This window comes from Actinoplanes flavus, assembly GCF_017592555.1.
GTDB lineage: Bacteria > Actinomycetota > Actinomycetes > Mycobacteriales > Micromonosporaceae > Actinoplanes > Actinoplanes flavus.
In genome coordinates this window covers 161,623-188,395 of the sequence record NZ_JAGFNS010000005.1, presented here as the reverse complement: position 1 = coordinate 188,395, position 26,773 = coordinate 161,623, and the positions used below count along the sequence as shown (strand labels likewise).

Genomic DNA, 26,773 nt, shown 5'->3' with positions numbered 1-26,773 from the left:
CGGAAGACGTTAGCCTGCAGGCTGTGGACGGATCTCTCACTGGCATAGCTCCGCGCCATCTCACGGCCGTGCTGGCCCGCCGCCTGACCGAAGAACCGGCAGTCGTGCTCAACGGTCCCCGTACCGTCGGCAAGAGCACTCTCCTGCGTGCGCTCGCCGACCGGCTGGGACGCCCCGTCATCGACTGCGACGATCCCGCCACCCGAGCCGCGGTTCGTGCCGATCCCGGGCGATTCGTCAGTGGACCCGGCCCGATCTTGATCGATGAATACCAGCACGTTCCGGACCTACTCGGTGCGATCAAGGCCGAGCTGAACCGGGACCTCAGTCCGGGACGGTTCGTCCTGGCCGGATCGACGCGGTACATGACCCTTCCCGAGGCTGGACAGGCGTTGACCGGTCGGGTCGACATCCTGGAGGTGCTGCCCCTGACTCAGGCGGAGATCGATGGGGCAATCGGCGGCTCCATGGTCGGCAGGCTGCTCGATGGCGCCGATGTGCCGCTCGGATCCGTACCGTCCGCGACGACGCGGGCCGAGTATGCCCGCCGGATCACCTCCGGTGGGATGCCTGTGGTGTTGCGACGACCGCCGGGACGGTCCCGATCGCGCTGGTTCGCGAACTATCTTGAGCTTGTCATCGAGCGTGACGTGCTGGAGTTGAGCCGGGTCCGTCAGCGAGAGATGCTCCCGCGGCTCCTGCGCGTTCTGGCCGCCCGGTCCGGTCAGATTCTCAACATCGCCGGCACCGCCTCGGCGGTGGGAATGGAGAAATCCAGCGCCGAGAATTATCTGAAGCTGCTCGAGTCCGTCTTCCTCGTTCAGCGAGTGCCCGCATGGGGAACGACGCTGGGCTCTCGAGTGGCCCGTCAGCCGAAGGTTCATCTCGTTGACTCAGGCGTCATGGCTTGGCTTCTCGGCCTTACGCCCGAGAAGATCGCCACCAATGATCCGGCGGCGTTGACGGAGTACGGCCATCTCGTGGAGACGTTCGCTGTCGGCGAGATCATCCGACAGGTGAGCTGGTCGGACGCACCGGTCGCGGTGGGCCACTTTCGCACGGCTGAGGCCCAGGAGGTCGATCTGGTGCTGGAGCGGGATGACGGGATGGTCTTTGCGTTCGAGATCAAAGCCGGCACCCGCATCGACCAGTCCGATCTCGCCGGTATCAGAGCGCTCCGCGCCCGCCTCGGCGATCGTCTCGCTTCGGCCATGGTGTTGTACACCGGTGAATTGACGTTCCGATTCGACGACGGCACGTTGGTGCTTCCCTTGGACACGCTCTGGTCGAATGCGTGGTAGCCACCAGGGAACCTCGCCGTCGAGGACGAGCTCATCCCGAGTCGCGGTGTCTCGCGTCTTGTCGCCACGGCCGTGCGGACGGCGTACCCCGGGAAGGGAAGAAGGCGCCGCGCGGTGGCGGCGCCTTCTCCGCGAGGGTGACCGGGTCAGTAGACCGTGGGCCAGCCTGAGGAGCTCCAGGAGAGCAGATTGATGCCGAGCTTCGCGGCGCCCGACGCGTTGTAGTAGTGGTAGACCAGCACGTCGGCGTCCGAGTCGGTCATGACCGCCGGGTGGCCGGGGCCGTGGATGCTGTCGTGGGTGGCGAGGATCTCGGTGCCGCCGCCCGCCGTGGTCAGCGTGCCGGCCCGGTCCTTGTACGGGCCGGTGATGCTGGTCGAGCGGGCCACCATGGTCCGGTAGGTGCTCGACGCACCCCGGCAGCAGAAGTCGAACGACATGAACAGGTAGTAGTAGCCGTTGCGGTAGTGGATGAACGGCGCCTCGACCGACTTGCTGTTGGTGAACCGCTCGGCGATGTTGTAGATCGTGCTGTCGGCGCGCAGGCCGGTGCCGGAGTTCAGCTTCACCATCTTGATGCCGGTCCAGAACGAGCCGAAGGTCAGGTACCACTCGCCGGACGTGGTGACGCTGAGATTCGGGTCGATGGCGTTCCAGCCGCTGCTGGTGGTCGACTCGATGACCTTGCCGACGTGGGTCCAGCTGCCGGCCGCGCCGGTGGTGCTGGTGGCCAGGAAGATCGCCGACTTGCTGGAGCCGAACGTGGAGGCCGAGTAGTACAGCCAGTACCTGCCGTTGCGGTACGACAGGTCGGGCGCCCACAGGTTGGCGCTGCCGCCGGTGTAGGACGACGCCCAGGACGTGCCGTTCGGGAAGGCCTTGCCGGCGTCGGCGAACGCGGTGCGGTCGCCGGAGGTCTTCAGGGTGATGCCGTCGCCGGTGGTGGCCAGCAGGTAGCCGCCGGTCGGCCGTTTGATCAGCGACGGGTCGTGTGCGCCGGTCGAGCCGGTCACCACGCCCGGGTTGGGGTAGGTGGCGGCGCCGGCCGTCTCGACGCCGTACAGGCCGGCGGCGACGGCGAGGATGCCGGTCACGCCGGCGAGGAGCAGCTTGCGGATTCTCATGGGGATGTCACCTTCGGTTCGCTCGGGGGAAGCGGTTCACAAAGGGGGTGCTGACTTTCATCGACGTCGATTCGACTGCCGTTATGTTAACGATCACAAGCAGGCTGTCAAGTCGCCCCATGATCAGCAATCCGCTGCACTGGCACGCTCACAGCAGCGCGCCGGCCGTGCTCACATCGGCAGAACAGCCGCGCGTACGGCGTCCGCGAACCGCCGGTTCCGCACCATCTCCCCCAGCGGCACGCCGGCCGCCTCCTCCCGCTCGATGATCCGGTTCAGATCCGGAACGATCTTGAGTACGGCCTGCTCCGCCTTCCCCGGCTCCCAGACCAGATCCAGCAGCCGGCGGCACTGCTCCACGGCCCGGCGCGGGTGACTCGCGACCGGCGCCGCCCCGAGCACCCGCCAGCGCAGCGCCGTCATCAGGTGGTAGCGCACCGGGCGCAGCCGCGGCAGGAGACGGCGGGTCCGCAACAGCCACTCGACGCGGTAGTGCATGGCGGCCGCGGCGTAGTACAACTCCGGCAGGTGGTCCGGCTGGAACAGATCGTCGCGTCGCCGGGTCGTCAGATCACGGTAGTGCCCGACGGCGGCCGGCTCGCCGAGGAACAGTGCGGCGTACGCACGGGTCAGCTGGGTCCGGTTGACGACCCGGGTCTTCTCGACATCCGGGCGGGCGGCGTACTGCTTGGACCGGCGCTCGTAGAAGAGCCGCCGATCCGGGGCCTGGGCGGCGAAGAAGTCTTCGAGCTTGAGGTGGAAGTCCTCCCGGGTCGACAGGTCCTCCTCGCTCACCGCGGTCTGCCGGTTCGTGGCCGCGATGATGCCCGCGATGACGCTCTCCTCCTCGCTGTGCACCACCCGCACACTGACCTGCACGTCGTCGGTCAGCCGGTCCCGCTCGTCGAACAGCACGTGGCACGTCTGACAGCCGTTGACCACCTGGAAGTCACGGACGTGCACCTCGTCGCCGACGACGTCCAGATTCCGGGTGACGATGGTGATGCCGTTGTTCAGCACCGCGAACCGGCGGTGGCCGTCGTCGTCGCGGACGGTGTCCCGGATCTGCGCGTTCACGCCGTTGTAGCCCTGGAAGTCGCGGACGTTCTCGTGGAACAGCGCCTTGCGGATGTGACCGGTCGGATCGGTCAGCACCTTCGTCACGAGTTCCCGGGCCGGCATCACGCCCAGCAGCGACTCCTTGACCCCCGGCATGCGCGACAGCGAGATCTTCTTCGGCATCTCGAAGACGACCGACACCGCCTGCGTCGCCCGCCGGTAGAGATCGCGGAGGTCGTCGCGGGTGACGCACCGGAACTCGGCGGCCTCGAAGAGGCCGGTCGCCATCAGCCGCTTCTCCGCCGACACCGCCTTGCGCCGGATCAGGTCGGCGACCTGGCCGCCGGTCGTGGCGTACACGACGTGCAGTCTCGGGCTCCCACCGGAGAACTTGGCGATGTTGGCGTAGATCGCGTCCAGGCAGGCGCGCAGATTCTCCACATCGGGCGAGGCCGGGTACGGCAGCTTCTCCTTGGACACGACCACATGCGCCAGGTTGTCGGCGAGATCGGAGAGCACCTTCGCCTCGAACTTGGGGCTGGTCTTGGCCTGTACCAGGATGATCCGCACGTCGAGTTGCCGGGCCTGCTCGGTCGCCGCCCGTACGTCGACCTCGTCGCGCAGGAGCACACCGTTCACCAGCAGGCCACAGACGTCGATGCCGAGGTCGTTGCCGCCGCCCATCCGGAACGTGTCCGGGTTGAAGGCCTCCTCGTGGAAGGAACTCAGCACGCAGTAGCCGGCGAACGCCTCGAACGCCTCGTCCTCGGCCAGCGCCAACAGATCATGATCTGCCTGGAACTTCTTGACCAGGCTGTCGACGACGATGTCCAACCGATGCTCCTCAGTGGCGGGCCCGTTGCAGGACCTCTTCGGTGGTCAGCGCGCTCGGCGGGTGGTGGGTCAGGCACATCGCGGTGGACACCTTGCGGAACGGGCGGCCCTCGGTGACCGCGTAGAACTGGCCGGTGCGCAGCCGGGAGATGTCCAGGACCGCGCTGCCCTTGGCCTGTGCCACCTCCTTCGCCGCGGCGATCTGGGTGGGGCTGTTCAGGAAACCGAAGAATTGGGTGGCCGCGTTGCCGACGATGCGGTTGTGGATGCCCTTCGGCGCCTGGGTCGCGAAGATCAGGCCGAGGCCGTACTTGCGTGCCTGGCTGGCCAGCGCGAGGGTGCTCTCGGTGCAGGCGGTGGTGCCGCCGGACGGGGCGAAGGTCTGCGCCTCGTCCATCACGAAGAGCCCACCGAGCGGCCGGTCACCGGCCGGGTGGCGCTTGACCCAGGAGAAGAGCGCCATCTGGAGCTGGTTGACGAAGTTCTGCCGTTGTTCGTCGCCGGGCAGACCGATCAGGCTGATCACCGACACCCGGGCGCGGCGGCCGCGAGCCGGGGTGAACAGCGCACCCGGGTCGAGCGGCGTTCCGGAGCCGCCGAGCAGCGGGTCGTTGACCATCGCGGCTTTCAGGGTCTCCGCCATGTCCGCCGCGAGTTCCCGGGCCCGGCCGAGGCTGGTCACCTCGTCCGGCAGGTCGGTGAGCAGGTCCACGAAATCGGCGAGCCGCCCACCGCCGGTACGGCCGAAGTGTTCCAGGGCCTCACGCAGCACCGCCCTTCCCCGGTCGGCCTTGGCGGTGTTCGCCGCCATCCGGGCACGCGGGGCCAGGGTCGCGACGGCCGCGTCGAGGGCGAGCGCGAACTCGTCCGGCTCGTCGAGCACCGCCGCGAAGTCGGGCAGCGGCCGCAGGACCAGGGGCCGGCCGGATTCGCGGCGCGGGGTCCAGACGATCACGTCGGTGCCGTCGAGGTAGGCGCGGGCCCGCTCGGCGTCGCCGTCCCGCCACGACTCCGGGGGCTCGGGCCACGCGTCGCCGAGCCGGGCCAGGTCGTTGTTGGGATCCAGCACGATCGCCGAGACGCCGTGCAGCGCGCACTCCTCGACGAGCCGCCGGATCAGCACGGTCTTGCCGGATCCGGAGCCCGCGAAGATCACCGAGTGCTTGCGCAGCGACTCGAGCGTGAGGCTCACCGGGGCGCCGTTCTCGGCGACCGTCCCGACCTGAATGCCGGGCTCACCCGTCGGCGGCCCGGCCGGCACCGCTGCGGTCGGCGGTCCGGCCGGCACCGCTGCCGTCGGCGGCCCGGCCGGCGCGGGCCCGGGTCTTCCGGCATCGGGACCGGAGGGCGAGCCGAAGATCTCGGTGAGCAGGGCGGTGTTCCCGGCCGGGCGGTCGGCCCGGAGGAACTCCGGAAGCGCGGGGTCGTTCTCCTCCAGCAGGACGGCCAGTGCCGCGAAGGTGCGCAGGTCGTCCGGGGACACGCCGGTGATGATCCCGCCGAGGTCGAGGAACTCCTTCCGGACCCGGGCGCTGACCGGCCCGGTCGGCCAGGGTCCGTTGCGCAGGAGGTAGGCACGCCGCTTCTTGATCATCGGATCCAGGCTGGCGAGGCTGCGCAACCGGGCGAGGCGCGCCTGGACGGCCCGGGGATGTGCGTGCGACAGACCCCGGATGTACCAGTGCGCCTCGTCCTCGATCTCGGCGTCGAGCGTCTCGCACAGCCAGGCGTGCGCGGACGGGTTGCCCTGTTCCACCGGCCGCACGGAGAACCGGCCACCGCCCTGTTCCACCGCCCAGGCCCGAAGCCCGGCCTCCAGCAGCCGTGGCATCTCCCTGTCCTCGGTTTGCTGGGCGAGGGCGCCGTCAACGTCGGCGGTCGCGGTCAGTTCGGCGAGACGCGCGCCGAGCCGGATCAGCCCGGCTTCGTCCACCGGCGCGCGCTGCGGCGCCGTGCCTTCGCGGTGATCGTCGAAGTCCGCCAGCCCGATGACCTCGTCCTTGGCCAGGCAGTAGCGAACATGCTCGTCGGCCCGCTGGATCAACTGCCGCGGCGTGTATCTGTCCGCCCGGTTGAAGGCCCCCGGCAGCAGTGGCCAGGTGAGATGCGGCGGCTTGAACTCGGCCACGTCGAAGAGCGGCGCGAACCGGGCCGCGATCAGGCTCTCGGCGACGTCCCGCGACGGCAGCCGCGCCAGCCGGGTCTCCTGCCGGAAACGGCCCTCGAACGAGGCGAGCGAGTCCTGCCTGATCCGCTGCCAGGAGGTGGGCAGGCAGGCCACCACGGTCACGGTCCGAAACAGCTTCTCGCGTACGTCCATCAGCCCGTGCCCGAGATCCGCGGCAAGCCCCGGGGCTGCGACATCGCTGCTCTGGGCGAAGATCACGTCGATCTGGTCGACCGCCAGCAGGCTCGGTCCGGTGAGCGCGAGCAGCTGGGAGATCTGCACGGCCACGGCCTGGGCCGACATACCGGGTTTCGGCAGGCTCCACTCGGTGAGTTCAGCCTGTTCCAGGTCCGGCGCCGACGACAGCCAGGACTCACCCAGGTCCATGACGTCGATGTCGGCCGAGGCCATCAGGACGAGCGCGCGAAGCGTGTGCCGGCACTCCCTGCCGGTCTCGGGGTCCGCGAGCCGGACCGCGGTGACGAACGCATCGAGTGTGGCCGGTGTCAGTGGACTCTGCCCACGGATCTGCCGGCGCAGCGCGAGCGGGACCTCCGCCCGTTCGCTGAGCCGTTCCAGGAGCATCACCAGTTGGGAGTGCCGGTAGTAGCCGGAGCGGCGTAACCCCCGCAGGAACGTCTGCAGGATGTTCGGCCAGAACGTACGGCCGTCGGTGATGCCCATCAGGAAGAAGTAGCCGTGGCGTTCCTGAACCTTCTCACGGGCCCATCGCAGCAGATGCGTCTTGCCCGAGCCGTGCTGTCCCTCCACGACCAGGCCCAGCGGCGAGCCGGTCCGCCTCGCCTCCGCCTCCTCGAAGGCGTGGAGCACGGCCGCTCCGGCGGCGCCGTTCAGTTCGTCGAGGTGGATGTCGAGGGCGGTCCAGACGTCCTCGGGTGTCGGCGCCCAGTCCAGCCGGCGTAGCTCGGTCAGCGCACGCCGCTGGTCTGCCTCAATCACGCCGGGCCGATCGTGATCAGATGCTTCGCCTCGCCCCCGATGAGGATGGCGGCGTCGAGCGCCTCCTGCGGCAGCTCGTTACGGGCCGGGTCGGGGTCGAGGTGGATCTCCCGGCGCCGGTCCATCTCCTCGAGGACCCGATCCTGTTCGTCTCGCGTGATGTCGGTCAGACGGTCACGGACGAGCACGAGCCGGATCAGGTCGCCCGGCTTCTCGGCGAGGTCCGCGTAGGCGCCGCGGATCCGCTCCTCGACGGTGCCGGCGGGCGGCGGGCCCGGGTCCGGCTCGGCGTAGAGGTCGGCGATCTGCTGGTCGCCGCGGGCCAGCAGGCTGTCCAGGTGGCGCAGGGTGGCGTAGTGCAGCAGCCAGGCGGCGGAGACCTTCTCCGGCGGCGGCGACCGGAACTCCTGCCGGGCCCGTGCCCAGCCCAGGTCGGTCAGCTCGTAGAAGATCGCGCGCCGCGCGCCGGTCTCCCAGGTGATCAGCTTCTGTGCGGTGAGTTCCTCCCGGGCGGGTTTGGTGATCTCGACCCGGTAGCGCTGTTTGAGGTCGGGGTTCGAGGTCCGCTCCGCGCGCACCATCAGGGCGATGAGGGCCTGCCGGGCGGGGGTAGTGAGGTCAGCAGCCATGAAGCGATCTCCGGATCTGAGTCTCGAACCACGCGAACGCGCCGTCCGAAGCATCATGACCGGATGTGGGGGTGGCGACCCTGTCCGCTATCCGATAGCGACCCCCACCGATACACCCATTGACTGGCTCATTCGGTCAGAATCGGCGCCAGTACGTCGTACACATGGGTGTTGGGGTGTTTGCCGGTGAATCGGTCGGCCTGTGGGCCGACGGCGGTGACCGGCACGTCCTGGCCGGTGTGCTCGGTGGTGGTCCAGTCCATGGTGAAGCGGAGCTTCGTGTTCTTGACCGGGAGCGGCCCGTCCTCTGCCGATGTGCCGGCGCCGGATTCGTCCTTCGGGTCGACGGCCTCGACGGACAGGCCGCCGGTCTCGTGGTCGCCGGCCACCACGACGAGCGTGTCCGGGTGGGTGTCGGCGTAGGCGCGGGCCACCGCGACCGTCCGGTCCAACTGCCACATGGCCTGGAGAACGCGCCGGGCGTTGTTCTGGTGGGCGAACTCGTCGACGGCCTCCTCCTCGACGAACAGGAAGAACCCGTCCGGGTCGGCGGAGAGGACGTCCAGTGCCTTGCCGGTCATCGTCGGCAGGCTGACCACCGGCTGGTAGACGTCACCCCTGCCTTCGGCGCGCTGCTGGAACATCTCCTCGTTGGCGAAGAGGCCGAGCAGTCTGCCGGGGCCGGCCGCGGCGAGCTGGGCGGGCGTGGAGACGTACTGGTAGCCGGCCGAGCGGGCCCGCGTGATCAGGTTGCCCTCGGTGCCGCGGCTGGCCTCGGTACGGTCGGCGGCGGGCTTGTCGGGGTACGCGCCGGGGGTGCCCTTCGGCAGCCACCAGTCCTCGCCGCCGCCCAGGATGACGTCCGGTTTCGACGCTTCCAGGTATTGCCGGGCGATGTCGTCCTGCGCGTCGCGGTCGACGGCGTTGGCGTAGAACGCGGCCGGGCTGGCGTCGGTGACCTGAGCGGTGGTGACCAGCCCGGTGGCCCGTCCGGCGGCCTTGGCCTGGGCGCCGAGGGTGGGCAGCGGCCTACGGGCGGTGTCCACGCTGATCGCGCCGTTGTAGGTGCGTCGGCCGGTGGCCCACGCGGTGGCCCCGGCCGCCGAGTCGGTGATCTCCGAGACCGGGTCCTTCGGGCTGGTGGTGAGCTGCCCGGAGTACGGCAGCCGGTCCATGGCGAGCCGCCCGCCCTGGCCGAGGTGGTAGAGGCGTGCGGCCTCGCGGTGGGCGGCGCCCATGCCGTCGCCGTTGATGAAGATGACGTTGCGCGCGGCCGGCTCCTCCGCGGCGACGCCGGTCGCCGGGGCGCAGGAACCCAGGGTCCCGGCGACGAGCAGCGCCGCGAGCCGGTGTGGCAGTCTCGCGAGGGTCTTCATCACGATGATTCTCCCGGAGAAGGCGCCGGCCGGGGGCTATCCGTTCGATCCGGACCGGATGCTCACCGATCGACCTGCTTCTTGGGCAGCGCGTCGGCGAGCAGCTGCACCAAGTGCACGCCGGTCACTCCGGCCAGGTCGTCGGCCTGGGTGCGGCAGGAGAACCCGTCGGCCAGGAACACGTCACCTTCTTCGGCCTGTTCCAGGGCGGGCAGCAGCTGCTGTTCGGCGACCTGCACGGACACCTCGTAGTGGCCGCGTTCGACACCGAAGTTGCCGGCCAGCCCACAGCAGCCGCCGAGCCGTCTGACCGTGGCCCCGGCGTTCTTGAGCAGCTTGGCGTCGGCGCCCCAGCCCATGACGGCGTGGTGGTGGCAGTGCGGCTGGGCGATCACCCGGACCCCTTCCAGGGAGGGCGGTTCCCAGCCGGGGGTGGCGGCGAGCAGCTCGGCCACCGTCTTCGTCGCCGCGGCGACCTCCTTGGCCGCCTCGTTGTCGACCAGCTCGACCGCGTCCTGGCGCAGCACGCCGGTGCAGGACGGTTCCAGGCCGACGATCGGGATGCCCTGCTTGACCGCCTCGTGCAGTTCGGCGACGGTGTTGCCGAGGATGCGGCGGGCCGCGTCGAGCTGGCCGGTGGAGATCCAGGTGAGGCCGCAGCAGGCCGTGCGGCTGGCGACCTGCGGGGCGTAGCCGGCGTCGACGAGCAGGTCGACCGCGGCGCGGGCGATCTCCGGCGAGAAGTGGTCGGTGAAGCTGTCGACGAACAGCACGACCGGTTTGCCGGTCTTCACCGGGACGAAGGATCCGCGGAACGTCTTCGGCGCGAAGCTCGGGATGTTGCGGCGCTTGTCGACGCCCGCGATCCACAGCGCGAGGCCGCGGATGCCGGGCAGGCTGGTCGCCAGGTTGGCCAGCGCCGGCATCTTCGACGCGAGCCGGGACCAGCGCGGCAGCCAGCCGAGCGAGTAGTGCGACCGGGGCCGCACCCGCCCCTTGAAACTCTGGTGCAGCACCTCGGACTTGTAGGCCGCCATGTCGATCCCGGTCGGGCAGTCCGACGCACAGCCCTTGCAGGACAGACAAAGATCAAGAGCATCGTGTACGGCCTCCGCGCGCCAGTCCGGCGCCAGGTCCCCGTCGAGCATCTCCTGGAGCACGCGCGCCCGTCCGCGGGTGGAGTCCTTCTCGTTCTTGGTGGCGAGGTACGACGGGCACATCACGCCGCCGAGCACGGTGGTGTCGGCACGGCACTTGCCGACGCCGGTGCACCGGTGCACGGCCTGGTTGAAGTCGCCGCCGTCGGAGTGGTAGGCCAGCGCCAGTTCGGTGCGCACCGGCCGGGCCGCCGAGACGCGGATGTTGGCGTCCACCGGGTCCGGGTCGACCAGGTTGCCCGGGTTGAGCAGGTTGTTCGGGTCGAAGGTGTGCTTGATCCGGCGGAACAGGTTCATGGCGTCCGGCGAGTACATCCGGGCCAGCAGTTCGCTGCGGGCGCGGCCGTCGCCATGTTCGCCGGAGAGCGATCCGCCGTAGCTGACCACCAGGTCGGCGGCGTCCTCCAGGAAGGCGCGGAAGCGGGCCGGGCCGTCCGGCTTGTCCAGCGGGAAGTCGAGGCGCACGTGCACGCAGCCGTCGCCGAGGTGCCCGTACGGCATGACGCTGAGCCCGTGCCGTGCCGTGAGGGCGTCGAAGTCGCGCAGGTAGGCGCCGATGCGGGCGGGCGGGACGGCGGCGTCCTCCCAGCCGGCGTGCGCGGGCAGCCCGGAGGGGGCCCGCCCGGCCAGGCCGGCGCCGTCCTCGCGGATCTTCCACAGCGGGGCGGCCTCGGCGGTGTCCTCCACCACCCGGGAGTCGACCGCCTCGGCGACGGCGAGCAGTCGCCGGGTGCGGTCGCGGACGTCGTCGAGGTCGTCGCCGGCGATCTCCACCATCAGCCAGGCGGTGCCGCCGGGCAGCGGCGGGACGGCGTCCGGGCCGCGGCGGCTGCGGACCACGTCGCAGATGCGGTGGTCGAGGCCCTCGCAGGCGGTGGGCTGGAACTCCAGGATCTTCGGGATGATGTCGCCGGCCGTACCGAAATCGGGGTAGCCGAGCACGATGAGGGTGCGGTGGACCGGGTCGGCGACCAGTTTCACGGTCGCCTCGGTGATCACCGCGAGGGTGCCCTCGCTGCCGACCAGGAACTCGGTGAGATTGAACCCGTTCTCCGGCAGCAGGTGCTCCACCGCGTACCCGGAGACCTGGCGGCCGAAGCGGGCGAACTCGGTACGGGCGACCGCGAGGTTGGCGCCGATGACATCGCGCAACGCCCCGGTGATCTTCTCGGCGCCGCTCAGCGGATCCGTGATCAGCTCGTCGCCGTCGATCGTGTAGGCGCGCAGCCCGGCCACGTTGTCCGAGGTCCGGCCGTAGCCGAGGGTCCGTGACCCGCACGAGTTGTTGCCGATCATGCCGCCGATGGTGCAGCGGGTGTGCGTCGACGGGTCCGGCCCGAACCGCAGCCCGTGCGGCTTGGCGGCGGCCTGGAGGGTGGCCTGGATGGTGCCGGCCTGCACCCGGGCGGTCCGGGTCACCGGGTCGACGTCGAGCACCCGGTTCATGTGCCGGCTGAAGTCGAGGATGACGCCGGGGCCGATCGCGTTGCCGGCGACCGAGGTGCCCGCGCCGCGCGCCGTGATCGGCACGCCCAGCGTGCGGCACACCTCGAGGGTGGCCAGGACGTCGTCGCCGGAGCGCGGCCGGACGATCGCCTGCGGCACGATCCGGTACAGCGAGGCGTCGGACGCGTACGCCGACCGGTGTGCCGCGTCGGTGAGGACGTCGGTCACGCCCGCCCGGCGAAGGTTCTCCACCAGCGAAACGGCAATGGCTGCTTGTGTCACGAGATGTCCAGGCATTCTGTTTGTGGCCACGGGTTGACGCGGTTCGCACATTACCGACACGCCGGTCGCCACGATCGGGCGCTCTCGCAGGCCGGGACGCAGCTCACCGGCCCTCGTCCCTGGGTCACGGCCATCCGTGTGAGAAGGAGCAACTCGGTGAGATCCCGCATGATCGTCCTTGCCCTCGTCCTCGCCCTCGCCACCGGGGCGGCCGTGCCCGGGGTGGCCCACGCCGCCGCCCGGCGCGAACCCGTCCGGTACGCGGCCGCGCAGTGGAAGGACGTGGTCGTACCGCTGCTGCTGGCGAACCGGAAGGTGATCGGCCGCTGTTTCGCCAACGGCCTGCTGCTCACCTCCGGCGGGCTGCGGCTGCTGCGCCCGGGCGCCCTGCTGTCCAAGCTGCTCGGCATCGCGATGTTCGCGCAGGGCGCGTCGAGCTCCTCGTGCCGGGCCACGCTGGCGGTGGCGCGGGCCGCCTACCGGGTCGGGCGGGCCGGCTGGTACGACGGCGCCGACTTCTTCTTCGAGGACTCCAGTTTTGTGGACGACATCCCGTGGCAGCGGAACGTCTGCCACATCGACCTGGCGGTCGGCAGCGCTCGCGGGCGGATGCTGCACTACCGGGCGACGTATCTGATGTGCCACCCGGCCACGTACTCGTCGACGGTCTACCCCTGGCCCGCGGCGTGACGTGACAGCGTCGTCTCGTACGCCTCCCGGCACTCGACCTCGAGTTGCACCTCGTGGAGCGGTTCGAGCAGGGCGAGGGCCGTCCGGTGGTGTTCGAGGGCCGACTCCATCGATCCGGTCTCCCGCAGGGCGACCGCCAGATAGGTGTGGCACCAGGCCTGCTGGTGCTGGAGCCGGTGGCGCTCGGCCAGGTCCAGCGCCTCGTGCAGGTGCCGCAGCGCCTCGTCACCGGACCCGTCGTGGGCGAGGGCGACGCCGAGGGTGACCAGCCCGGTGATCCGGCCCGGCCCATCGGCCCGGTCGAGGGCGGCCCGGGCCAGGTCGGCGGCCTCGGCCGGCAGCCCGAGCCGCAGCGTCACGAAGGCGTCGAAGGCCAGCGCCTGCGCGTGCCCGGACCGGTTGCCGGCCCGGTCGAACAGGTCGGCGGCCCGCCGGAACGACTCCCGGGCGGTCCGCGGATCGCCGAGGTCACGGTGGGCGAATCCGGTCCGCAGCGCCAGCGTGGCGGCGAGCCCGTCGCCGGGTCCGGACCGGTCGGCCTCCCGGTAGGCGGCGAGCGCCTCGTCGATGCGCCCGGCCGCGGCCAGCGCGTAGCCGAGGTCGGCGAGCAGGGCGGCCCGCTCGGCGTCGCGGCCGAGCCGTCCGGCCGCGGCGGCCGCCCCGTCGAGCAGCCGCACCTGGTCGCCGGTGCCGCGGTGGCGGAAGAACCAGACCCGCAGCGCCCGCGGCAGCGCGGCCACCACCTCGTCGGCGCCGAGGCGTACGGCCAGGTCGAAGGCGGCGATCAGGTTGACGTACTCCAGGTCGAACCACGCCATGGCGCGCTGCGGGTCGCCGGGCGCGGGGGCCGGGCGGTGCGGTGAGGGCAGCATCCGGTCGTACGCCTCGGCCCGCTCCCGGTAGTGGTCGAGCACCCGGCGCAGGGCGGTCGCCGGATCGGGTTCCTCCTCGGCGGCGAGGTCGGCCGCGTACTGCCGGATCAGGTCGTGCATCCGGAACCGGCCCGGCGACGACTCCAGCACCAGGTGGGCGTCGACCAGTTCGTCGAGTGTCTCGGCGCACCGGCCGGGCGGCAGGCCGGTGAGCGCGGCCGCCGCTCCGGTGTCGAAGTCGGCGCCCGGCAGCAGCCCGAGCAGCCGGAACACGCGACGGTCCGGGTCGTCGAGCTGCCGCAGCGACATGCCGAACGCGGCGTCGAACCGGGCCGGGCTGTCCCGCAGCCGCTCGGCCAGCACGCCGACCGTCCAGCCGGGCCGGTGCCGCAGCCGGGCGCCCGCCATCCGCAGCGCCAGTGGCAGCCCGCCGCACCGGTCGAGCACCTGATCGACGCCGTCCTCGCCGGTGAGCGTGACCCCGGCGACCGTGCCGAAGAGGCGGGCCGCGTCGTCGTCGGCGAGCGGGGTCAGCGACACCGGCGGCACCCCGTCCAGGCTGACCAGCCGGTTGCGGCTGGTCAGCAGGACGGCCGACTTCCCGGCGCCGGGCAGCAGCGGGCGCACCCGGTCGGCGTCGGCCGCGTTGTCGAGGACCACGAGCGCCCGCCGCCGGGACAGCTCCGACCGCCACAGCGCCGCCCGTTCCTGCTCCCCGGCCGGTGGATGGGTGATGTCCAGGGCGCCGAGCAGCCGGCCCAGCGCGGTCGGCGGGTCCAGCGGCTCCCGGCCCGGGGTGAACCCCTGTAGGTCGAGGTAGAGGCCGCCGTCCGGGTAGGCGCCGGCCATCCGGTGTGCCACGTGCACGGCCAGGCTGGTCTTGCCCACCCCGGCCATGCCGTCGATCACCACGGCCCCGGCGGTGCGCAGCAGTTCCTCGACCCGGGCCGTCTCCGGCTCCCGGCCGGTGAAGTCGAACAGGTCGGCGGGCAGGTCGTTGCGGCGGGGCGCGGGCGCGGCGCCGGCCCTGTCGGCTTCGGCCCAGACCGGGCGCAGCGGCCGGGGGTCGCGGTGCACCACCCGGCACAGGGCGACGACGGCCTCCCACGGCGGGACGAGGCGGCCGGTCAGGTAGCGCGACAGCGAGGAGCTGCTCAGCCCGGCGTCACGGGCCAGGGCGCGCAGGCTGAGCCCGCTCAACTCCTTGATCTGGGCGAGCTGGGAGACCAGTCGCTCGTGCGGGCCGGACACGTGCAACACCCTAACGTCCCGTGCCACGGGTCCGGATCGGCCACATGTTCCCGCAGGTCAGGAGGGTTCCGGGTGTCCCACGGTGTCCCACGGACGGCGCGGGCCGCAGGTCCTCGGTGGTCGGATGAATCCCGTCAGCGAGAAACACCGCGACACCGGAAGGAGGGAACCGATGCCGATCGAACGGATGCCGGACCCGGCGGACCTCGTCCCGGGCGCGCGGGAGGCCTTGACCGCCCTGCACCGGGCGATCGCCGGCGCCGGCCTCGGCGAACGGCTGCTGGCACTGACCCGCCCGGCCGGCGCGGCCACCGGCGCGCGGACCGGCGAGGAATGCGCCGTCCTGGCGCTGACCGCGGCGGTCACCCGGCCCGGCCCGGTGCCCGACCGGGTCTGGGATCGGGCCGCCACCCACTTCGACCAACGGGAACTCGCGGCGCTGCTGCTCAGCATCGCGATCACCGCCGCCATCCACCGCATCGACGTGTCCACACACCGCCAGAGGGAGAACTGAGATGACCAGCACCAAGACGTACGACGGTTTCACCGAGGCCGAGCGCGGCGCCATGAAGGAGCGGGCCCGGGAGCTGAAGAAGAACGGCAAGGACCTCGAGCCCGAGGTCCTCGCGAAGATCGCCGAGATGGACGGCGCCGACCGGGTGCTGGCCGAGCGGGTGCACGCCCTGATCCGGGCGGCCGCGCCCGGCCTCACCCCCAAGCTCTGGTACGGCATGCCGGCCTACGCCCGCAACGGCAAGGTGGTCTGCTTCTTCCAGGCGGCCGCCAAGTTCAAGTCCCGCTACGCGATGCTCGGTTTCAGCGACGAGGCCCACCTCGACGACGGCGACCTGTGGGCCACCTACTTCGCCGTGACCGCCCTGACCCCCACCACCGAGTCCCGCATCACCGATCTGGTCCGGCGCGCCGCCGCCTGAATCCTCTCCACCGGTGTCCGGCGGGAGCGTTCCCGCCGGGCACCGGCGGCCCACCCGGTCCGTACGATCGATCCCCGGAGGTGTGACGGATGGTGGTGGCAGGGTGAGTGAGGCGCTGCGGCACATCGAGGCGCTGGCTGCGTTGTTGCCGGCCGCTCAGCGCAGCGCGCACGCGTACGCCCAAGAAATCGATCTCTTCTCGGGGGCCGGCGAGATCGAGGCCGCGCACGGCAGTGGGCGCGCCTATCTGGCCGCGACCCGGCTGGCGCTGTTGCAGAGTGAGGCGGCCGAGGCGTTGCAGGAGATCCGGAACCGGGCGGTCGACCTGGATCCGGCCGCGCGCCGGCCCGATGACGCGCTCAGCCTGGAACTCGCCGACATCCTGATCCGGCTGCTGGAGCTGTCCGGGTATCTGGGTGTCGACCTGGGCGCCGCGCTGGTCGCGAAGACGGCCGGCACACTCGGCGGTTACCGGCACGGCGGGGTCCGCTTCTGACGGCTCAGCCCAGGAGCACCGGCAGCGCGACCAGCCCGCGGGTGCGAAACGACGGCCGCCAGCGCAGTTCGCCGGCCGGGACGGCGAGCCGCGCCGACGGGAAGCGGCGCAGCAGCGTGCCGAGGGCGATCTCCAGTTCGAGGCGGGCGAGCGGCGCTCCCACGCAGTAGTGGACGCCGTGCCCGAAGGTCAGGTGGCCACCGGCCCGGCCCGGAACGACCGTGTCGGGGTCTCCGAAGGCGTCCGGGTCCCGGTTCGCGGCGCCGACCACCAGCAGGACGGTCGCGCCGCGCGGCACCACGACCCCGGCGACCTCGATGTCCTCGGTGGGGAACCGGCGCAGCAGGACGGGGGCGGGTGGTTCGTGGCGCAGCAGCTCCTCGACGTCGACCGGCAGCCCCGGGTTCTCCAGCAGGGTGAGCAGTCCGGTGCCGATGGCGTGGACGGAGTTCTCGAACCCGGCGAGCAGCAGCAGGAAGGCCAGTGAGGTCAGCTCGTCCTCGGTGAGCCGGTCGTCCTCCTCGCGGGCGGCGATCAGCGCGGACAGCAGGTCGTCGGCGGGTGCGGCGCGTTTCGCGGCGAGCAGGCCGGACAGGTAGGCGTGGATGGCGCCGATCGCCCGTGCTCCGGCGGCCGGGTCGTCGCGCGGCGGGACCAGCATGACGTCGGTCCAGGAGCGGAAGCGGTCGCGGTCGCCGTCCGGGACGCCGAGCAGGTCGCAGATGACCGCCACCGGCAGCGGGCCGGCGTAGTCGCGGATCAGGTCGGCCTCGCCGTCGAGCCGGTCGAGCAGGTCGTCGGCGGTCTTCTGGATGGCGGGGCGCAGCCCGTCGACCCGGCGCGGGGTGAACGCCTGGGACACCAGCCGGCGGATCCGGGTGTGGTGGGGCGGGTCCATGTTGAGCAGGTTGGCGTCGAGGGCGGGTGGTAGGGAGAATCCGCGCCAGCTGCCGTCGCCGTTGGCCTTGTCGACCGAGATGCGGGGGTCGGCGAGCAGGGCGCGGACGTCGGAATACCGCGTCACGAGCCAGACCGGGGAGCCGTCCGGCAGGTCCACCCGGGTGACCGGGGTGTGTTCGCGCAGCCGGCGGTAGACGGTGTGCGGGTCGGTGTGGAACTCAGCCGAGATCATGCCGTGCCGCCTCGCTCTCGCCCGGGCAAAAGGAAGGCCGGGCATCCACGGGGGAAGATGCCCGGCCTTTCGCTTCAAATCGAACCACATCCATCACCCGTTCCGCTACCCCGGGGTGGGCCGAATGGTTATCGGGGTGCCGGGGCTCAGGAGAAGAGGGCGGCGCCGTAGTGGGTGACGATGATCAGTGCCAGCACCAGCAGCCAGGCGACGACCACCATCAGGTCGATGTCGTTGGCGATCGCCTCGCGTGCCCAGCCGCGCCACGCGCGCGGCATCGGCAGGTAGTCGTCGCGGATGTTCACGTGGGTCAGCGACACCCACACGACCGTGGTCGAGACGGTGACCAGCAGGCACCACGGGCAGAGCGCGCCGATGTTGACGATGGCCTGGTAGAACAGCCAGTACGCGAAGATCAGCCCGAGGGTGTAGACGGTCTGCGCCGCGATCATGAACCAGCGCGGGAACCGCACCCCGCCGAGGGCCGCGACCGCGATGGTGATCACCACCGGTTCGGCGATGAGCCCGAGGAAGGCGTTGGGGAAGCCGAGCAGCTGGGCCTGCCAGGACAGTCCGACCGCGCCGCAGCTGACCACCGAGTTGATGTTGCAGGAGAGGTCGGCGGTGGGGTTGCGGGCCAGCTCCACCGCGTCGATCGAGAGCACCAGCGACGCGGTGAGGCTGACCAGCGCGGAGAACAGCATGGTGCTGTAGATCCACGTGTTGCTGTGCCGGATCGCGCGCGCCCGGGCGAGCAGGGTGGTCACTTGGTCGTGCCCGCGGCGGCGGTGACGGCGTCGCGCAGTGGCCCGGCGGTGTACAGGTCGACGTCGGTCACCACGCCATTGATCTTGACGGTGGGCGTGCCTTCGATGCCGTTCGCGAAGGCGGCGTCGTTCGACTGGGTGACCCACGGGACGAAGGTGCGGTCCTCGAAGGTGCCGGTCACGTTCTGCGGCACCCCCACCGAGGCGGCCACGTCGGCGATCTTCGCGTCGTCGAGTCCTTCCGAGCCCTCCTCGGGCTGGTTCTCGAACAGTGCGGTGTTGAGGTCCAGAACGTGCCCGGGGTCCTTGTCGGCGACGGTCGCGACCGCGTTCGCGGCCCGGCTCGAGTACTCGGTGCCCCGCGACTGGGGGTCGAGGAAGTTCAGCGGGTGCAGATTCACGGTGGCGGTGCCGTCGTCGACCAGCGCCTGGATGTCGGCGTGGTTGGCGGCCTCGAACTTTCCGCAGTACGGGCACATGTAGTCCAGGTAGATGTCGACGGCGACCGGCCCGGTGCCGACCTTGAGGCCGCCGTCGGCGGTGGCCGTCGCCGGCACGACCAGGGGCCCGTCGGCGCCGGTCTTGTCGCCGTCGTTCATGGCGGTGATCACCGAGATGGCGATGGCCGCGATCAGCACGACGATGACCGCCCCACCGATGACCATGATGGTCCGGTGCCCGCGCTGTCCGGCGCGTGCGGAGGCGACCGCCTTCTTCGCCGCGGTGTGCCGGTTACCGGCCTCAGTGCCCATGATCTTGGCCCCCTCGTACGAACTGTCCGCCTTCACGTTGGCGTAGATCACGTCGCCGCGTTACCACCCCGGGCCGAGTCGGGACCATCGGCGGCCCTGGTCAGGACCAAGGTCCCCCGCCGTACGCTGGCCGAATGGAACCACTCGACGTGATCGGCTGGGCCGGATCGGCTCTGCTGGTCTGGTCTCTGCTGCAAAGCCGCCTGCTGCGCCTGCGGGCGCTCAACCTGCTCGGCTGTCTGGTGCTGCTCGGGTTCAACGCCGCGATCGGCGTCTGGCCCATGGTGGGTCTGAACGTGGTGCTCGCGGTGATCAACCTCTGGTATCTGTGGCGGATGCTGGCGACCCGGCACGACGACAAGGCGTACCAGGTGGTGGAGGTCCGCACCGGCGATGACCTGCTGGCGCACATTCTGCGGACCCATCACGACGACATCGTCCGGTTCAACCCGGATCTGACCCTGGACGGCCTGACGCGCCGGGACGCCGCCGCCTTCCTGATCCTGAACGCGGACGAGGTGGCCGGTGTGGTGGTCTTCCACGCGGCGGGCAACGGGGTCGCCCAGGTGGAGTTGGACTACGTCACCGAACGATACCGGGATCTGACGCCGGGTGAGTTCGTCTTCCGCCGGAGCCGGTACTTCATCGACCGCGGGTGCCACACGGTGATCACCCCGGCCGGCATGCGGTCGCCCTACTACGACCGGCTCGGCTTCCAACCCCAGGGCGATTCGTACGTCCTGGAGCTCGCGTCCTGACACGGCGCCCCCGGTGAGGGCCGCCCGGCCCGGTGCCGCCGGGCCGGGCGACCGGGTGGTCATCGTGCGGCGCAGCCGTAGCGGCAGATCAGGAACCGGGCGAAGCGCTTCTGGTCCTGCGATCCGAAGGCGGTGAAGTCGCCGCCGACGGTGAGACCCTGCCTCATGTCGGCCTTCATGGTGAGCACCCCCCATTTGCCGTTGCTGCGCGGATCCCAGTCGAGCAGCTTGCCGGACGCGGAGTCCCAGGCGGCCATCTTCGACTGTTTGCGCTGCATGGCCTTCTTGCACCAGGAGGTGGCGACCTGGGACGGCTGCGTGCAGGCGGTGGTGAAGTGGCCGCCCGCGTAGATGGTCCCGTTCAGGTGGGTGATCGCCTGGACGTCGCCGTCGGTGACGCTGGTCCAGGCGAGCCCGCCGTCGGGACGGTAGGCGGCGACCCGGCCACCGGCGCCGGCGAGGGCGGCGAACACCCGGTCCTTGGTGGTGGTGAGCCCGAAGGTGGGATACGGCGTGCCCGGCTTGAACGTGGTGTCCACCTTCCCGTCGGCCAGTTTCAGCGCGCCGAGCCGGGCCGTGCCGTCCGCGCCGGCGAGCTTCTTGAAGGCGCCGCCGACGTAGAGCCGTTTGCCGGCGGCGGCAAGGGCCAGCACCTTGCCGTCGGTGCCGGCCGTGAAGCTGGTGTCCACGGTGCCGTCGGCCAGGCGGATGGCGGCCAGGCTGCGCGCGGCACGGCCGTTCACGGCGGTGAACCGGCCGCCCACGAAGAGGCGCCCGCCGGACACCTCGACGGCGTGGCCGAAGCCGTTGAGGGCGGGCCGCAGCGATCCGACCGCGCCGGTGGACAGGTCGACGGCGGCGAGCCTGGCCCGCGGCTGTTCGTTGACCTTCGTGAACTCGCCGGTGACGTAGAGGTTCTTTCCGTCGGCGGTCAGGGCCAGGACGGTTCCGTCCAGGACCGGGGACCAGGGCAGCAGCTTGCCGGTGCGGGCGTCGACCGCGGCGAGCCGTTTCCGTTTCACGGTCTTGCCGTCGGCGAACGCGTGGGTGAAGTTGCCGCCGAGGTAGACCGTGTCGCCGACGTGCACGCTGGCGTAGACCAGGCCGTCGAAGCCGACGGTGTGCTCGGGGGTGGTGGAGAGCGTCGGGGTGCCGCCCGCGGAGGCGGGTGCGGCGGGCAGGGCGAACAACATCGCGAGTACGGCTATTCGCCGTGAAACACCAGCTAGAGACATGAACGCGACAATATGTCCTTTTTACCGGACAGGTCGGCCGCATCGATCAAAATGGTCGGACTGAACCCCTGTGGGAGCGTCCACGACCCGGGCACGCCGAGGGGCCATGCCGATCTCGCCTCGACATGGCCCCTCCACGGAGGCCGCCAGCGACCTCCAAACCGGACCCAACCGGTTGCTCTGTACCGTTTTCATCTAGCCCTACGAACACGGCTGCCTACCTGAAAAAACCACATATCGTACGCGCACCGCACAGGCGATGCGTGTCCCGCACGGGTCACGACAACCGTGGTGCGACGCGGGTGCGACATCGGTGCACTCGGGGGCACCGTTCAAGTGCCCGGACTCCCGGACCGATCTCTCAGGCGAGCGGCGACAGCCGCCTACCTGATGCATGGCGACGGGAAAAGGGAGGCCGCTGTGAACGCGCCCGGTAGTGCTGTGAATTCGTCAGCTTCACCCGTGCGACGGCGCACGTTCAACGACCTCAGCGTCAACGTCAAGATCGTCAGTGCGGTCGCGGTGTCGTCCCTGGTCGCGCTGAGTGTCAGCGTCCTGGGCTGGCAGGGGCTGGGCGAGGCCAACGGCTACGCCGACAAGCTCTACAGCAGCAACGTCGCGAGCATGAGCGCGCTCGGGGACCTGAAGGCGGCGTTCTACAAGACCCGGCTCGATCTGACCATCCACCGCGCTTCGCCGGACCAGGCGACCAAGGCCAAGGTCCGCAAGGAGTTCACCGCCGACCAGAAGGCGGCGGCCGCGGCCTTCGCCGCCTATCGGGCCAGCCACCCGGCCAGCGATGTCGAGATCATCGACAAGCTGGAGAAGGGTTACCGGGCGTACGTGGAGGTCGCCGAGGGGAAGCTCTTCCCGGCGAGCGAGCGGAACGACATGACCACCTGGCAGAAGGTGCACGACGCGGCGAGCGCGCCGTTGGCCGTGAGCGCGGCGGAGATCCTCGGGGCCATGGGCACCGCCGAGACCGCCGACGCCAAGGCCAACGCCGACGCGTCCCAGGAGTCGCACGAGTCGAATCTCACGATCTCGATCGCCCTGCTCGTGGTGGGGCTGACCACCGCTCTCGGCCTGGGTGTGTTCGTCGCGCGCCAGATCGTCCGGTCGCTGCGCAAGGTTCATGCCGTCTGTGACAGTCTCGCCGCGGGCGATCTAACCCAGACCGCGGATCTGACGACTCTCGACGAGCCGGGCCGGATGGGCCGGGCGCTGGACGCCGCGGTGGCACGGCTGCGTGAGACGGTCACCACGATCGGCGGGTCGGCGGTCACCCTGGCCGGCGCGTCGAAGGAGCTGTCCGTGGTCAGCTCCCAGCTCCAGTCCGGTGCCGCGGACGCCGCGGCGCAGGCCAGTGCGGCCTCGCAGGCCACCGAGGACGTCAACGCGGGCGTGCAGACGATCGCGGCGGGTGCGGAGCAGATGAGCGCGTCGATCGCCGAGATCGCCAGCAACGCCGGGCAGGCCGCTCAGGTCGCCGGTCAGGCGATGAGCGTCGCCGAGCGCACCACCGCGCAGGTCGCCGAGCTGGGCACGGCCAGCGCCGAGATCGGTGACGTGGTCAAGCTGATCACCGTCATCGCCGAGCAGACCAACCTGCTGGCCCTGAACGCCACCATCGAGGCCGCCCGGGCGGGCGAGCTCGGCAAGGGCTTCGCGGTCGTGGCCGGCGAGGTCAAGGACCTGGCACAGCAGACCGCGAAGGCCACCGAGGAGATCACCACCCGGATCGCGGCGATCCAGTCGTCCAGCGGCACGGCCACCGAGGCGATCAGCGAGATCACCCAGGTCATCCAGCAGATCAGCGACTACACCACCACGATCGCCTCGGCCGTGGAGGAGCAGACCGCCACCACCTCGGAGATGAGCCGGTCGGTGTCCGACGTCGCGGCGAACACCGGTGGCCTGGCCGGCACCGTGTCCCACGTCGCCGAGGGCGCCACCGCCACCGCCGACGGCGCCAGCTCCACCCAGCAGGCCGCCGTCGACCTCACCAGGCTCTCCGACGAGCTCACCGCGATCGTCAACGGCTTCCGCCACTAGACGGAGACGGGCTTTCCGCCACCAGGCGGAGCCACCTGACATGCAGCCGGATGCGCAGGTCAGCGGGCCCCATCCCCACCAGGGGGTGGGGCCCGTCGTCTCCCCTGCCGTCCTCGAGCACCCGGTCGTCACCGATGAGGAGCACGCCTCCGCGGATCGCGGCCGTGAGCCGTCCGGGAAGGGGCATGCGTTCGAGGTTGATCGATCGTCGTTGGATTTATGCTTACCGGTGGTTCAGTCCCCCGGGCGGACCCGGGTCGGCTCCAGCACCCGGTGCAGGAACTCCCGGGTGCGCTCCTCGCGCGGCCGGCCGAACACCTCGGCGGGCGGGCCCTGCTCGACGATCACGCCCGCGTCCATGAACACCACCCGGTTGGCGACCTCCCGGGCGAAGGCCATCTCGTGCGTCACCACCAGCATCGTCATGCCCTCGTCGGCGAGAGCGCGCATCACCGCCAGCACCTCCCCGACCAGCTCCGGGTCCAGCGCGCTGGTCGGCTCGTCGAACAGCATCAGCCGCGGGCTCATCGCCAGCGAACGGGCGATCGCGGCCCGCTGCTGCTGGCCGCCGGACAGCTGCGCCGGGTAGGCGCCCGCCTTCTCGGTCAGACCCACCCGTCGCAGGTTCTCGGCGGCGATCCGGTCGGCCTCGGCACGGCCGCGTTTCAGGACCCGCCGCTGGGCGATCGTCACGTTCTCCCGGACGGTCAGATGCCCGAACAGGTTGAACTGCTGGAACACCATGCCGATGCCGCGCCGGACCGCGTCGATGTCACAGTCCGGGTCGGTCACCTCCACCCCGGCCACCCGGATCGTCCCGGCGGTCGGCTCCTCGAGCAGGTTCACACAGCGCAGCAGCGTCGACTTGCCCGACCCGGACGGCCCGATCACGCAGACCACCTCGCCCGGCTCCACCGCCAGGTCGATGCCGCGCAGCACCTCCAGGGCGCCGAACGACTTGTGCAGGCCCTCGATCTCGATGGTGGACATCACCGCTCCCTTCCGGCACGGCGCTCCAGACCACGGACCAGCTGCGACATCGGCAGCGTGATCACCAGGTAGAGCAGGCCGGCCACCACCAGCGGCGTCGGGTTGACGCGGGTGTTCAGCGTGTCGCCGGCGAACTTGGTCAGCTCGATCGTGGTCGCCGTGACGCCCAGCACGTACACCAGGGAGGTGTCCTTGGTCAGCAGGATGATCTCGTTGGTCAGCGGCGGGATGACGATCCGGAACGCCTGCGGCAGGATGATCGAGATCATCGCGCGGGTGTGCGACATGCCGAGCGTGCGGGCCGCCTCCAGCTGTCCTCTCGGGACGGCCTGGATGCCGGCGCGGATGGTCTCCGCCATGTAGGCCGCGGCGGTCAGCCCGAGACCGACCGCCACCGACCCGTAGACGCCACCCGGGATCTCCCGGTCCGGAAACGCCAGCGGCACGCCGTACCCCACCATGAACAGCACCAACAGCGCCGGCAGACCCCGGAACAATTCGATGTACGCGGTCGCGAACCACCTGTACGGCGGGATCGACGACAACCGCATCAGCGCCAGGATCAGCCCCAGCGTCAGCCCGAAGACGAACGCCAGCAGCGTGTAGACGATCGTGTTGCGCAACGCCACGGTGATCGCCCCGGGGAACATGCTCCGGGCGATGTCCAGCCGGAAGAACGCGTCGGACAGGCGGCCCCAGTCGGCGGCGGACACCACGACGGCGATCACCAGGGCGAACACGAGATAGCCGGCAGCCCTGGCGATCCTCTTCCGGCGGCGGGGACTCCACCTCATGAGGTCGGCTTTTCCCCGATCCAGGTGGCGTAGATCTTGTCGTACGTGCCGTCGGCCCGCGCCGCCGCGAGCACCTCGTCGATGGTCTCGAGCAGCGCGGTGTTGCCCTTCTTGACGGCGAAGCCGTACTGCTCTCCGGTGTCGAATCCGGCAGCGACGGCGACCTTGCCCGGGTTGGCCTTGATGTACTCGTTCCAGACCGGCAGGTCGTTGACCGCCGCCTCCACCTGGTTGGTGGCGAGCGCCTGTTGCAGGGCGGCCAGGTCCCGGTAGGAGACGACCTCGATGTCGAGCTTCTTCTCCGCCACCTGCTTCTTGATGTAGTCCTCGCCGGTGGTGCCGCCCTGCACGCCGAGCCGCTTGCCGGCCAGCCCCTCCAGGGTCTTGACCGGGCTGCCGGTGAGCACCGCGAGTGCCTGGGTGGCGTCGAAGTACGGTTCGGAGAAGTCCAGCACCTGCTTGCGCTCGTCGGTGATGGTCATCCCGGCGGCGGCCACGTCGCACTTGCCGGAGTTCAGGTCGGACCCGGACTTGATGCCCTCGAACGGCGTGTCGACGATCTCCTGGGTGACGCCGAGTTTCGTGGCGACCAGGTCGATCAGCGCCACGTCGAAGCCGACGACCTTGCCGCTGGAGTCCTTGGACTGGAACGGAGCGTAGGGAAGGTGCGTGCAGGTGGTCAGCGCACCCGTTTTGATCAGTGGGACCCCGCTCTCGCTGGTCCCGCCGGTGTCCTCCTTGGCACACCCCGCGACCAGCACCGCGGCGGCCGCCACAACGACGATCCTCTGGAAATACCCCTGCCTGTTCACCCGCTCAGGTTAATCCACAATGGCCGATTCGGCCGGTTCATCATCCGGACCAGAGGCACCACCTGGGATGTATTGATGAACGTAACTTTCTGGCAATCTTCGTGGCCGGGCACCCCGCCCGTTCCCCCGAAGGCAGAAGGGACGTTTCATGCGCACCCCAGCCCGGATCCTGCTGGCCGCCGTCGTCGCCGTCGCCGGCCTGTTCACGCCCGCCGCCGCCCTCGCCGCACCCGGCGACCCCGGCCCGCTGGTCGTCGGCGGCCAGCCCGCCACCGAGAACTACTCGTTCATGGTCTACGTGTCCGGCTGCACCGGTTCGCTGATCAAGGCGAACTGGGCGGTCACCGCCAAACACTGCCCCACCCCCGCATCGGTACGGGTGGGCAGCGTCGACCGCGCGAGCGGCGGCACCGTCGTCGCGGTCCGCCGGGCCGTCAACCACCCGCGGATCGACGTCAAACTGCTCGAACTCGCGTCGTCGGTGACCCACGCGCCGGCCCCGATCCCGACCGCCTCGGGCGCGGTCGGCACCGCCACCCGCATCATCGGCTGGGGCCAGACCTGCCCGACCCGCGGTTGCGGATCCACTCCCCGGGTCGCCAACGAGCTGAACACCTCGATCGTCGCCGACAGCCGCTGCTCGGGCATCGACGCGGCGTACGAGATCTGCACCAACAACACCAACGGCAACGCCGGCGCCTGCTACGGCGACTCCGGCGGCCCGCAGGTGCGCCAGGTCAGCGGCCGCTGGGCGCTGATCGGCGTCACCAGCCGGGCCGGTAACAACAGCTCCGTCTGCGCCACCGCCCCGTCCATCTACGGCGACCTGCCGTCCATCCGCGCCTGGGTGAACACCCAGGTCGGCGGCCTACCCGCCTGATCCGGCCGGCCTCGCCCGG

22 protein-coding genes are annotated in these 26,773 nt (G+C 70.7%); 8 read left to right on the top strand and 14 right to left on the bottom strand.

Translation table 11 applies throughout. The annotated features are described in order from the left end of the window. Positions 1-23: 23 nt before the first annotated feature. Positions 24-1,301 carry an ATP-binding protein gene (locus tag J5X75_RS09710; protein WP_208466995.1) on the top strand — a complete coding sequence of 426 codons (1,278 nt, stop codon included), beginning with the start codon at positions 24-26 and terminating at the stop codon, positions 1,299-1,301. A 146-nt stretch (positions 1,302-1,447) separates the two neighbouring features. Here the strand turns inward: J5X75_RS09710 and J5X75_RS09705 are convergent, their stop codons facing one another. The 6 genes from J5X75_RS09705 to J5X75_RS09680 form a co-directional block, all read right to left on the bottom strand. Then, positions 1,448-2,425: an arabinan endo-1,5-alpha-L-arabinosidase gene (locus tag J5X75_RS09705; protein ID WP_208466994.1), complete on the bottom strand. Its 978-nt coding sequence runs from the start codon at positions 2,423-2,425 to the stop codon at positions 1,448-1,450. Positions 2,426-2,596: 171 nt separating this feature from the next. After that, entirely contained in the window at positions 2,597-4,318 is a 1,722-nt protein-coding gene (locus tag J5X75_RS09700; protein WP_208466993.1) for an AIPR family protein, read from the bottom strand. Between the two features lie 10 nt (positions 4,319-4,328). Continuing rightward, entirely contained in the window at positions 4,329-7,445 is a 3,117-nt protein-coding gene (locus tag J5X75_RS09695) for an ATP-binding protein (protein ID WP_208466992.1), read from the bottom strand. After that, on the bottom strand, positions 7,442-8,074 hold the full coding sequence (locus tag J5X75_RS09690; protein ID WP_208466991.1) for a hypothetical protein: 633 nt from the start codon (positions 8,072-8,074) through the stop codon (positions 7,442-7,444). The genes J5X75_RS09695 and J5X75_RS09690 overlap by 4 nt, the downstream gene beginning before the upstream one ends. Positions 8,075-8,202: 128 nt before the next feature. Then, positions 8,203-9,450: an alkaline phosphatase gene (locus J5X75_RS09685; RefSeq protein ID WP_208466990.1), complete on the bottom strand. Its 1,248-nt coding sequence runs from the start codon at positions 9,448-9,450 to the stop codon at positions 8,203-8,205. 62 nt (positions 9,451-9,512) lie between these two features. Next, on the bottom strand, positions 9,513-12,305 hold the full coding sequence (locus tag J5X75_RS09680; RefSeq protein WP_307798007.1) for an FAD-binding and (Fe-S)-binding domain-containing protein: 2,793 nt from the start codon (positions 12,303-12,305) through the stop codon (positions 9,513-9,515). A gap of 186 nt (positions 12,306-12,491) precedes the next feature. Here J5X75_RS09680 and J5X75_RS09675 point away from each other — a divergent pair, with 186 nt between their 5' ends. Further along, positions 12,492-13,025 carry a hypothetical protein gene (locus J5X75_RS09675; protein ID WP_208466988.1) on the top strand — a complete coding sequence of 178 codons (534 nt, stop codon included), beginning with the start codon at positions 12,492-12,494 and terminating at the stop codon, positions 13,023-13,025. On the opposite strand, the gene J5X75_RS09670 is transcribed toward J5X75_RS09675, so the two are convergent. After that, complete coding sequence (locus tag J5X75_RS09670; RefSeq protein WP_307798006.1) at positions 13,004-15,148, bottom strand: ATP-binding protein; 2,145 nt, start codon at positions 15,146-15,148, stop codon at positions 13,004-13,006. The two genes, J5X75_RS09675 and J5X75_RS09670, sit on opposite strands and share 22 nt — an antisense overlap. A 172-nt stretch (positions 15,149-15,320) precedes the next feature. Between J5X75_RS09670 and J5X75_RS09665 the strand changes: the two genes are divergently transcribed. The 3 genes from J5X75_RS09665 (at position 15,321) to J5X75_RS09655 (ending at position 16,579) form a co-directional block, all read left to right on the top strand. Then, positions 15,321-15,662, top strand: a complete 342-nt coding sequence (locus tag J5X75_RS09665; RefSeq protein WP_238487605.1) for a carboxymuconolactone decarboxylase family protein — start codon at positions 15,321-15,323, stop codon at positions 15,660-15,662. Between the two features lies 1 nt (position 15,663). Next, a complete protein-coding gene (locus J5X75_RS09660) occupies positions 15,664-16,083 on the top strand; it encodes an iron chaperone (protein ID WP_208466986.1) in 420 nt (139 codons plus the stop codon). A 103-nt stretch (positions 16,084-16,186) separates the two neighbouring features. Continuing rightward, complete coding sequence (locus J5X75_RS09655; protein ID WP_208466985.1) at positions 16,187-16,579, top strand: nucleoside triphosphate pyrophosphohydrolase family protein; 393 nt, start codon at positions 16,187-16,189, stop codon at positions 16,577-16,579. A gap of 4 nt (positions 16,580-16,583) precedes the next feature. On the opposite strand, the gene J5X75_RS09650 is transcribed toward J5X75_RS09655, so the two are convergent. The 3 genes from J5X75_RS09650 to J5X75_RS44100 form a co-directional block, all read right to left on the bottom strand. After that, on the bottom strand, positions 16,584-17,711 hold the full coding sequence (locus J5X75_RS09650) for a cytochrome P450 family protein (protein ID WP_208466984.1): 1,128 nt from the start codon (positions 17,709-17,711) through the stop codon (positions 16,584-16,586). A gap of 146 nt (positions 17,712-17,857) precedes the next feature. Then, positions 17,858-18,478, bottom strand: coding sequence for a vitamin K epoxide reductase family protein (locus J5X75_RS09645; RefSeq protein ID WP_208466983.1), 621 nt, complete (start codon positions 18,476-18,478; stop codon positions 17,858-17,860). Next, the gene (locus J5X75_RS44100) at positions 18,475-19,281 is read right to left on the bottom strand and encodes a DsbA family protein (RefSeq protein ID WP_208466982.1); all 807 of its coding nucleotides are present in this window, start codon (positions 19,279-19,281) and stop codon (positions 18,475-18,477) included. The genes J5X75_RS09645 and J5X75_RS44100 overlap by 4 nt, the downstream gene beginning before the upstream one ends. An 83-nt stretch (positions 19,282-19,364) precedes the next feature. Here J5X75_RS44100 and J5X75_RS09635 point away from each other — a divergent pair, with 83 nt between their 5' ends. After that, entirely contained in the window at positions 19,365-19,988 is a 624-nt protein-coding gene (locus J5X75_RS09635; protein ID WP_208466981.1) for a hypothetical protein, read from the top strand. 59 nt (positions 19,989-20,047) lie between these two features. Here J5X75_RS09635 and J5X75_RS09630 read toward each other — a convergent pair whose 3' ends face one another. Beyond that, positions 20,048-21,181, bottom strand: a complete 1,134-nt coding sequence (locus tag J5X75_RS09630) for an outer membrane protein assembly factor BamB family protein (RefSeq protein ID WP_208466980.1) — start codon at positions 21,179-21,181, stop codon at positions 20,048-20,050. Positions 21,182-21,685: 504 nt separating this feature from the next. Here J5X75_RS09630 and J5X75_RS09625 point away from each other — a divergent pair. After that, complete coding sequence (locus J5X75_RS09625) at positions 21,686-23,278, top strand: methyl-accepting chemotaxis protein (RefSeq protein ID WP_307798005.1); 1,593 nt, start codon at positions 21,686-21,688, stop codon at positions 23,276-23,278. A gap of 234 nt (positions 23,279-23,512) precedes the next feature. Here the strand turns inward: J5X75_RS09625 and J5X75_RS09620 are convergent, their stop codons facing one another. The 3 genes from J5X75_RS09620 to J5X75_RS09610 are packed head-to-tail and all read right to left on the bottom strand — an operon-like array spanning position 23,513 to position 25,874. Continuing rightward, positions 23,513-24,268, bottom strand: a complete 756-nt coding sequence (locus J5X75_RS09620; RefSeq protein ID WP_208466978.1) for an amino acid ABC transporter ATP-binding protein — start codon at positions 24,266-24,268, stop codon at positions 23,513-23,515. Further along, entirely contained in the window at positions 24,268-25,062 is a 795-nt protein-coding gene (locus J5X75_RS09615; RefSeq protein ID WP_208466977.1) for an amino acid ABC transporter permease, read from the bottom strand. The genes J5X75_RS09620 and J5X75_RS09615 overlap by 1 nt, the downstream gene beginning before the upstream one ends. After that, entirely contained in the window at positions 25,059-25,874 is an 816-nt protein-coding gene (locus tag J5X75_RS09610; protein WP_307798004.1) for a basic amino acid ABC transporter substrate-binding protein, read from the bottom strand. Before J5X75_RS09610 ends, J5X75_RS09615 begins: the two co-directional genes overlap by 4 nt. A 148-nt stretch (positions 25,875-26,022) precedes the next feature. Between J5X75_RS09610 and J5X75_RS09605 the strand changes: the two genes are divergently transcribed. Then, the gene (locus tag J5X75_RS09605) at positions 26,023-26,754 is read left to right on the top strand and encodes a S1 family peptidase (protein ID WP_208466976.1); all 732 of its coding nucleotides are present in this window, start codon (positions 26,023-26,025) and stop codon (positions 26,752-26,754) included. Positions 26,755-26,773 lie beyond the last annotated feature (19 nt).

Bases quoted from the DNA above. Each gene is read 5' to 3' on its own strand.
- J5X75_RS09620 (WP_208466978.1), bottom strand. From the start codon at position 24,268: ATGTCCACCATCGAGATCGAGGGCCTGCACAAGTCGTTCGGCGCCCTG.
- J5X75_RS09665 (WP_238487605.1), top strand. From the start codon at position 15,321: ATGCCGATCGAACGGATGCCGGACCCGGCGGACCTCGTCCCGGGCGCG.
- J5X75_RS09685 (WP_208466990.1), bottom strand. From the start codon at position 9,450: ATGAAGACCCTCGCGAGACTGCCACACCGGCTCGCGGCGCTGCTCGTC.
- J5X75_RS09630 (WP_208466980.1), bottom strand. From the start codon at position 21,181: ATGTTGTTCGCCCTGCCCGCCGCACCCGCCTCCGCGGGCGGCACCCCG.
- J5X75_RS09605 (WP_208466976.1), top strand. From the start codon at position 26,023: ATGCGCACCCCAGCCCGGATCCTGCTGGCCGCCGTCGTCGCCGTCGCC.
- J5X75_RS09635 (WP_208466981.1), top strand. From the start codon at position 19,365: ATGGAACCACTCGACGTGATCGGCTGGGCCGGATCGGCTCTGCTGGTC.
- J5X75_RS09615 (WP_208466977.1), bottom strand. From the start codon at position 25,062: ATGAGGTGGAGTCCCCGCCGCCGGAAGAGGATCGCCAGGGCTGCCGGC.
- J5X75_RS09705 (WP_208466994.1), bottom strand. From the start codon at position 2,425: ATGAGAATCCGCAAGCTGCTCCTCGCCGGCGTGACCGGCATCCTCGCC.
- J5X75_RS09690 (WP_208466991.1), bottom strand. From the start codon at position 8,074: ATGGCTGCTGACCTCACTACCCCCGCCCGGCAGGCCCTCATCGCCCTG.
- J5X75_RS09650 (WP_208466984.1), bottom strand. From the start codon at position 17,711: ATGATCTCGGCTGAGTTCCACACCGACCCGCACACCGTCTACCGCCGG.
- J5X75_RS09660 (WP_208466986.1), top strand. From the start codon at position 15,664: ATGACCAGCACCAAGACGTACGACGGTTTCACCGAGGCCGAGCGCGGC.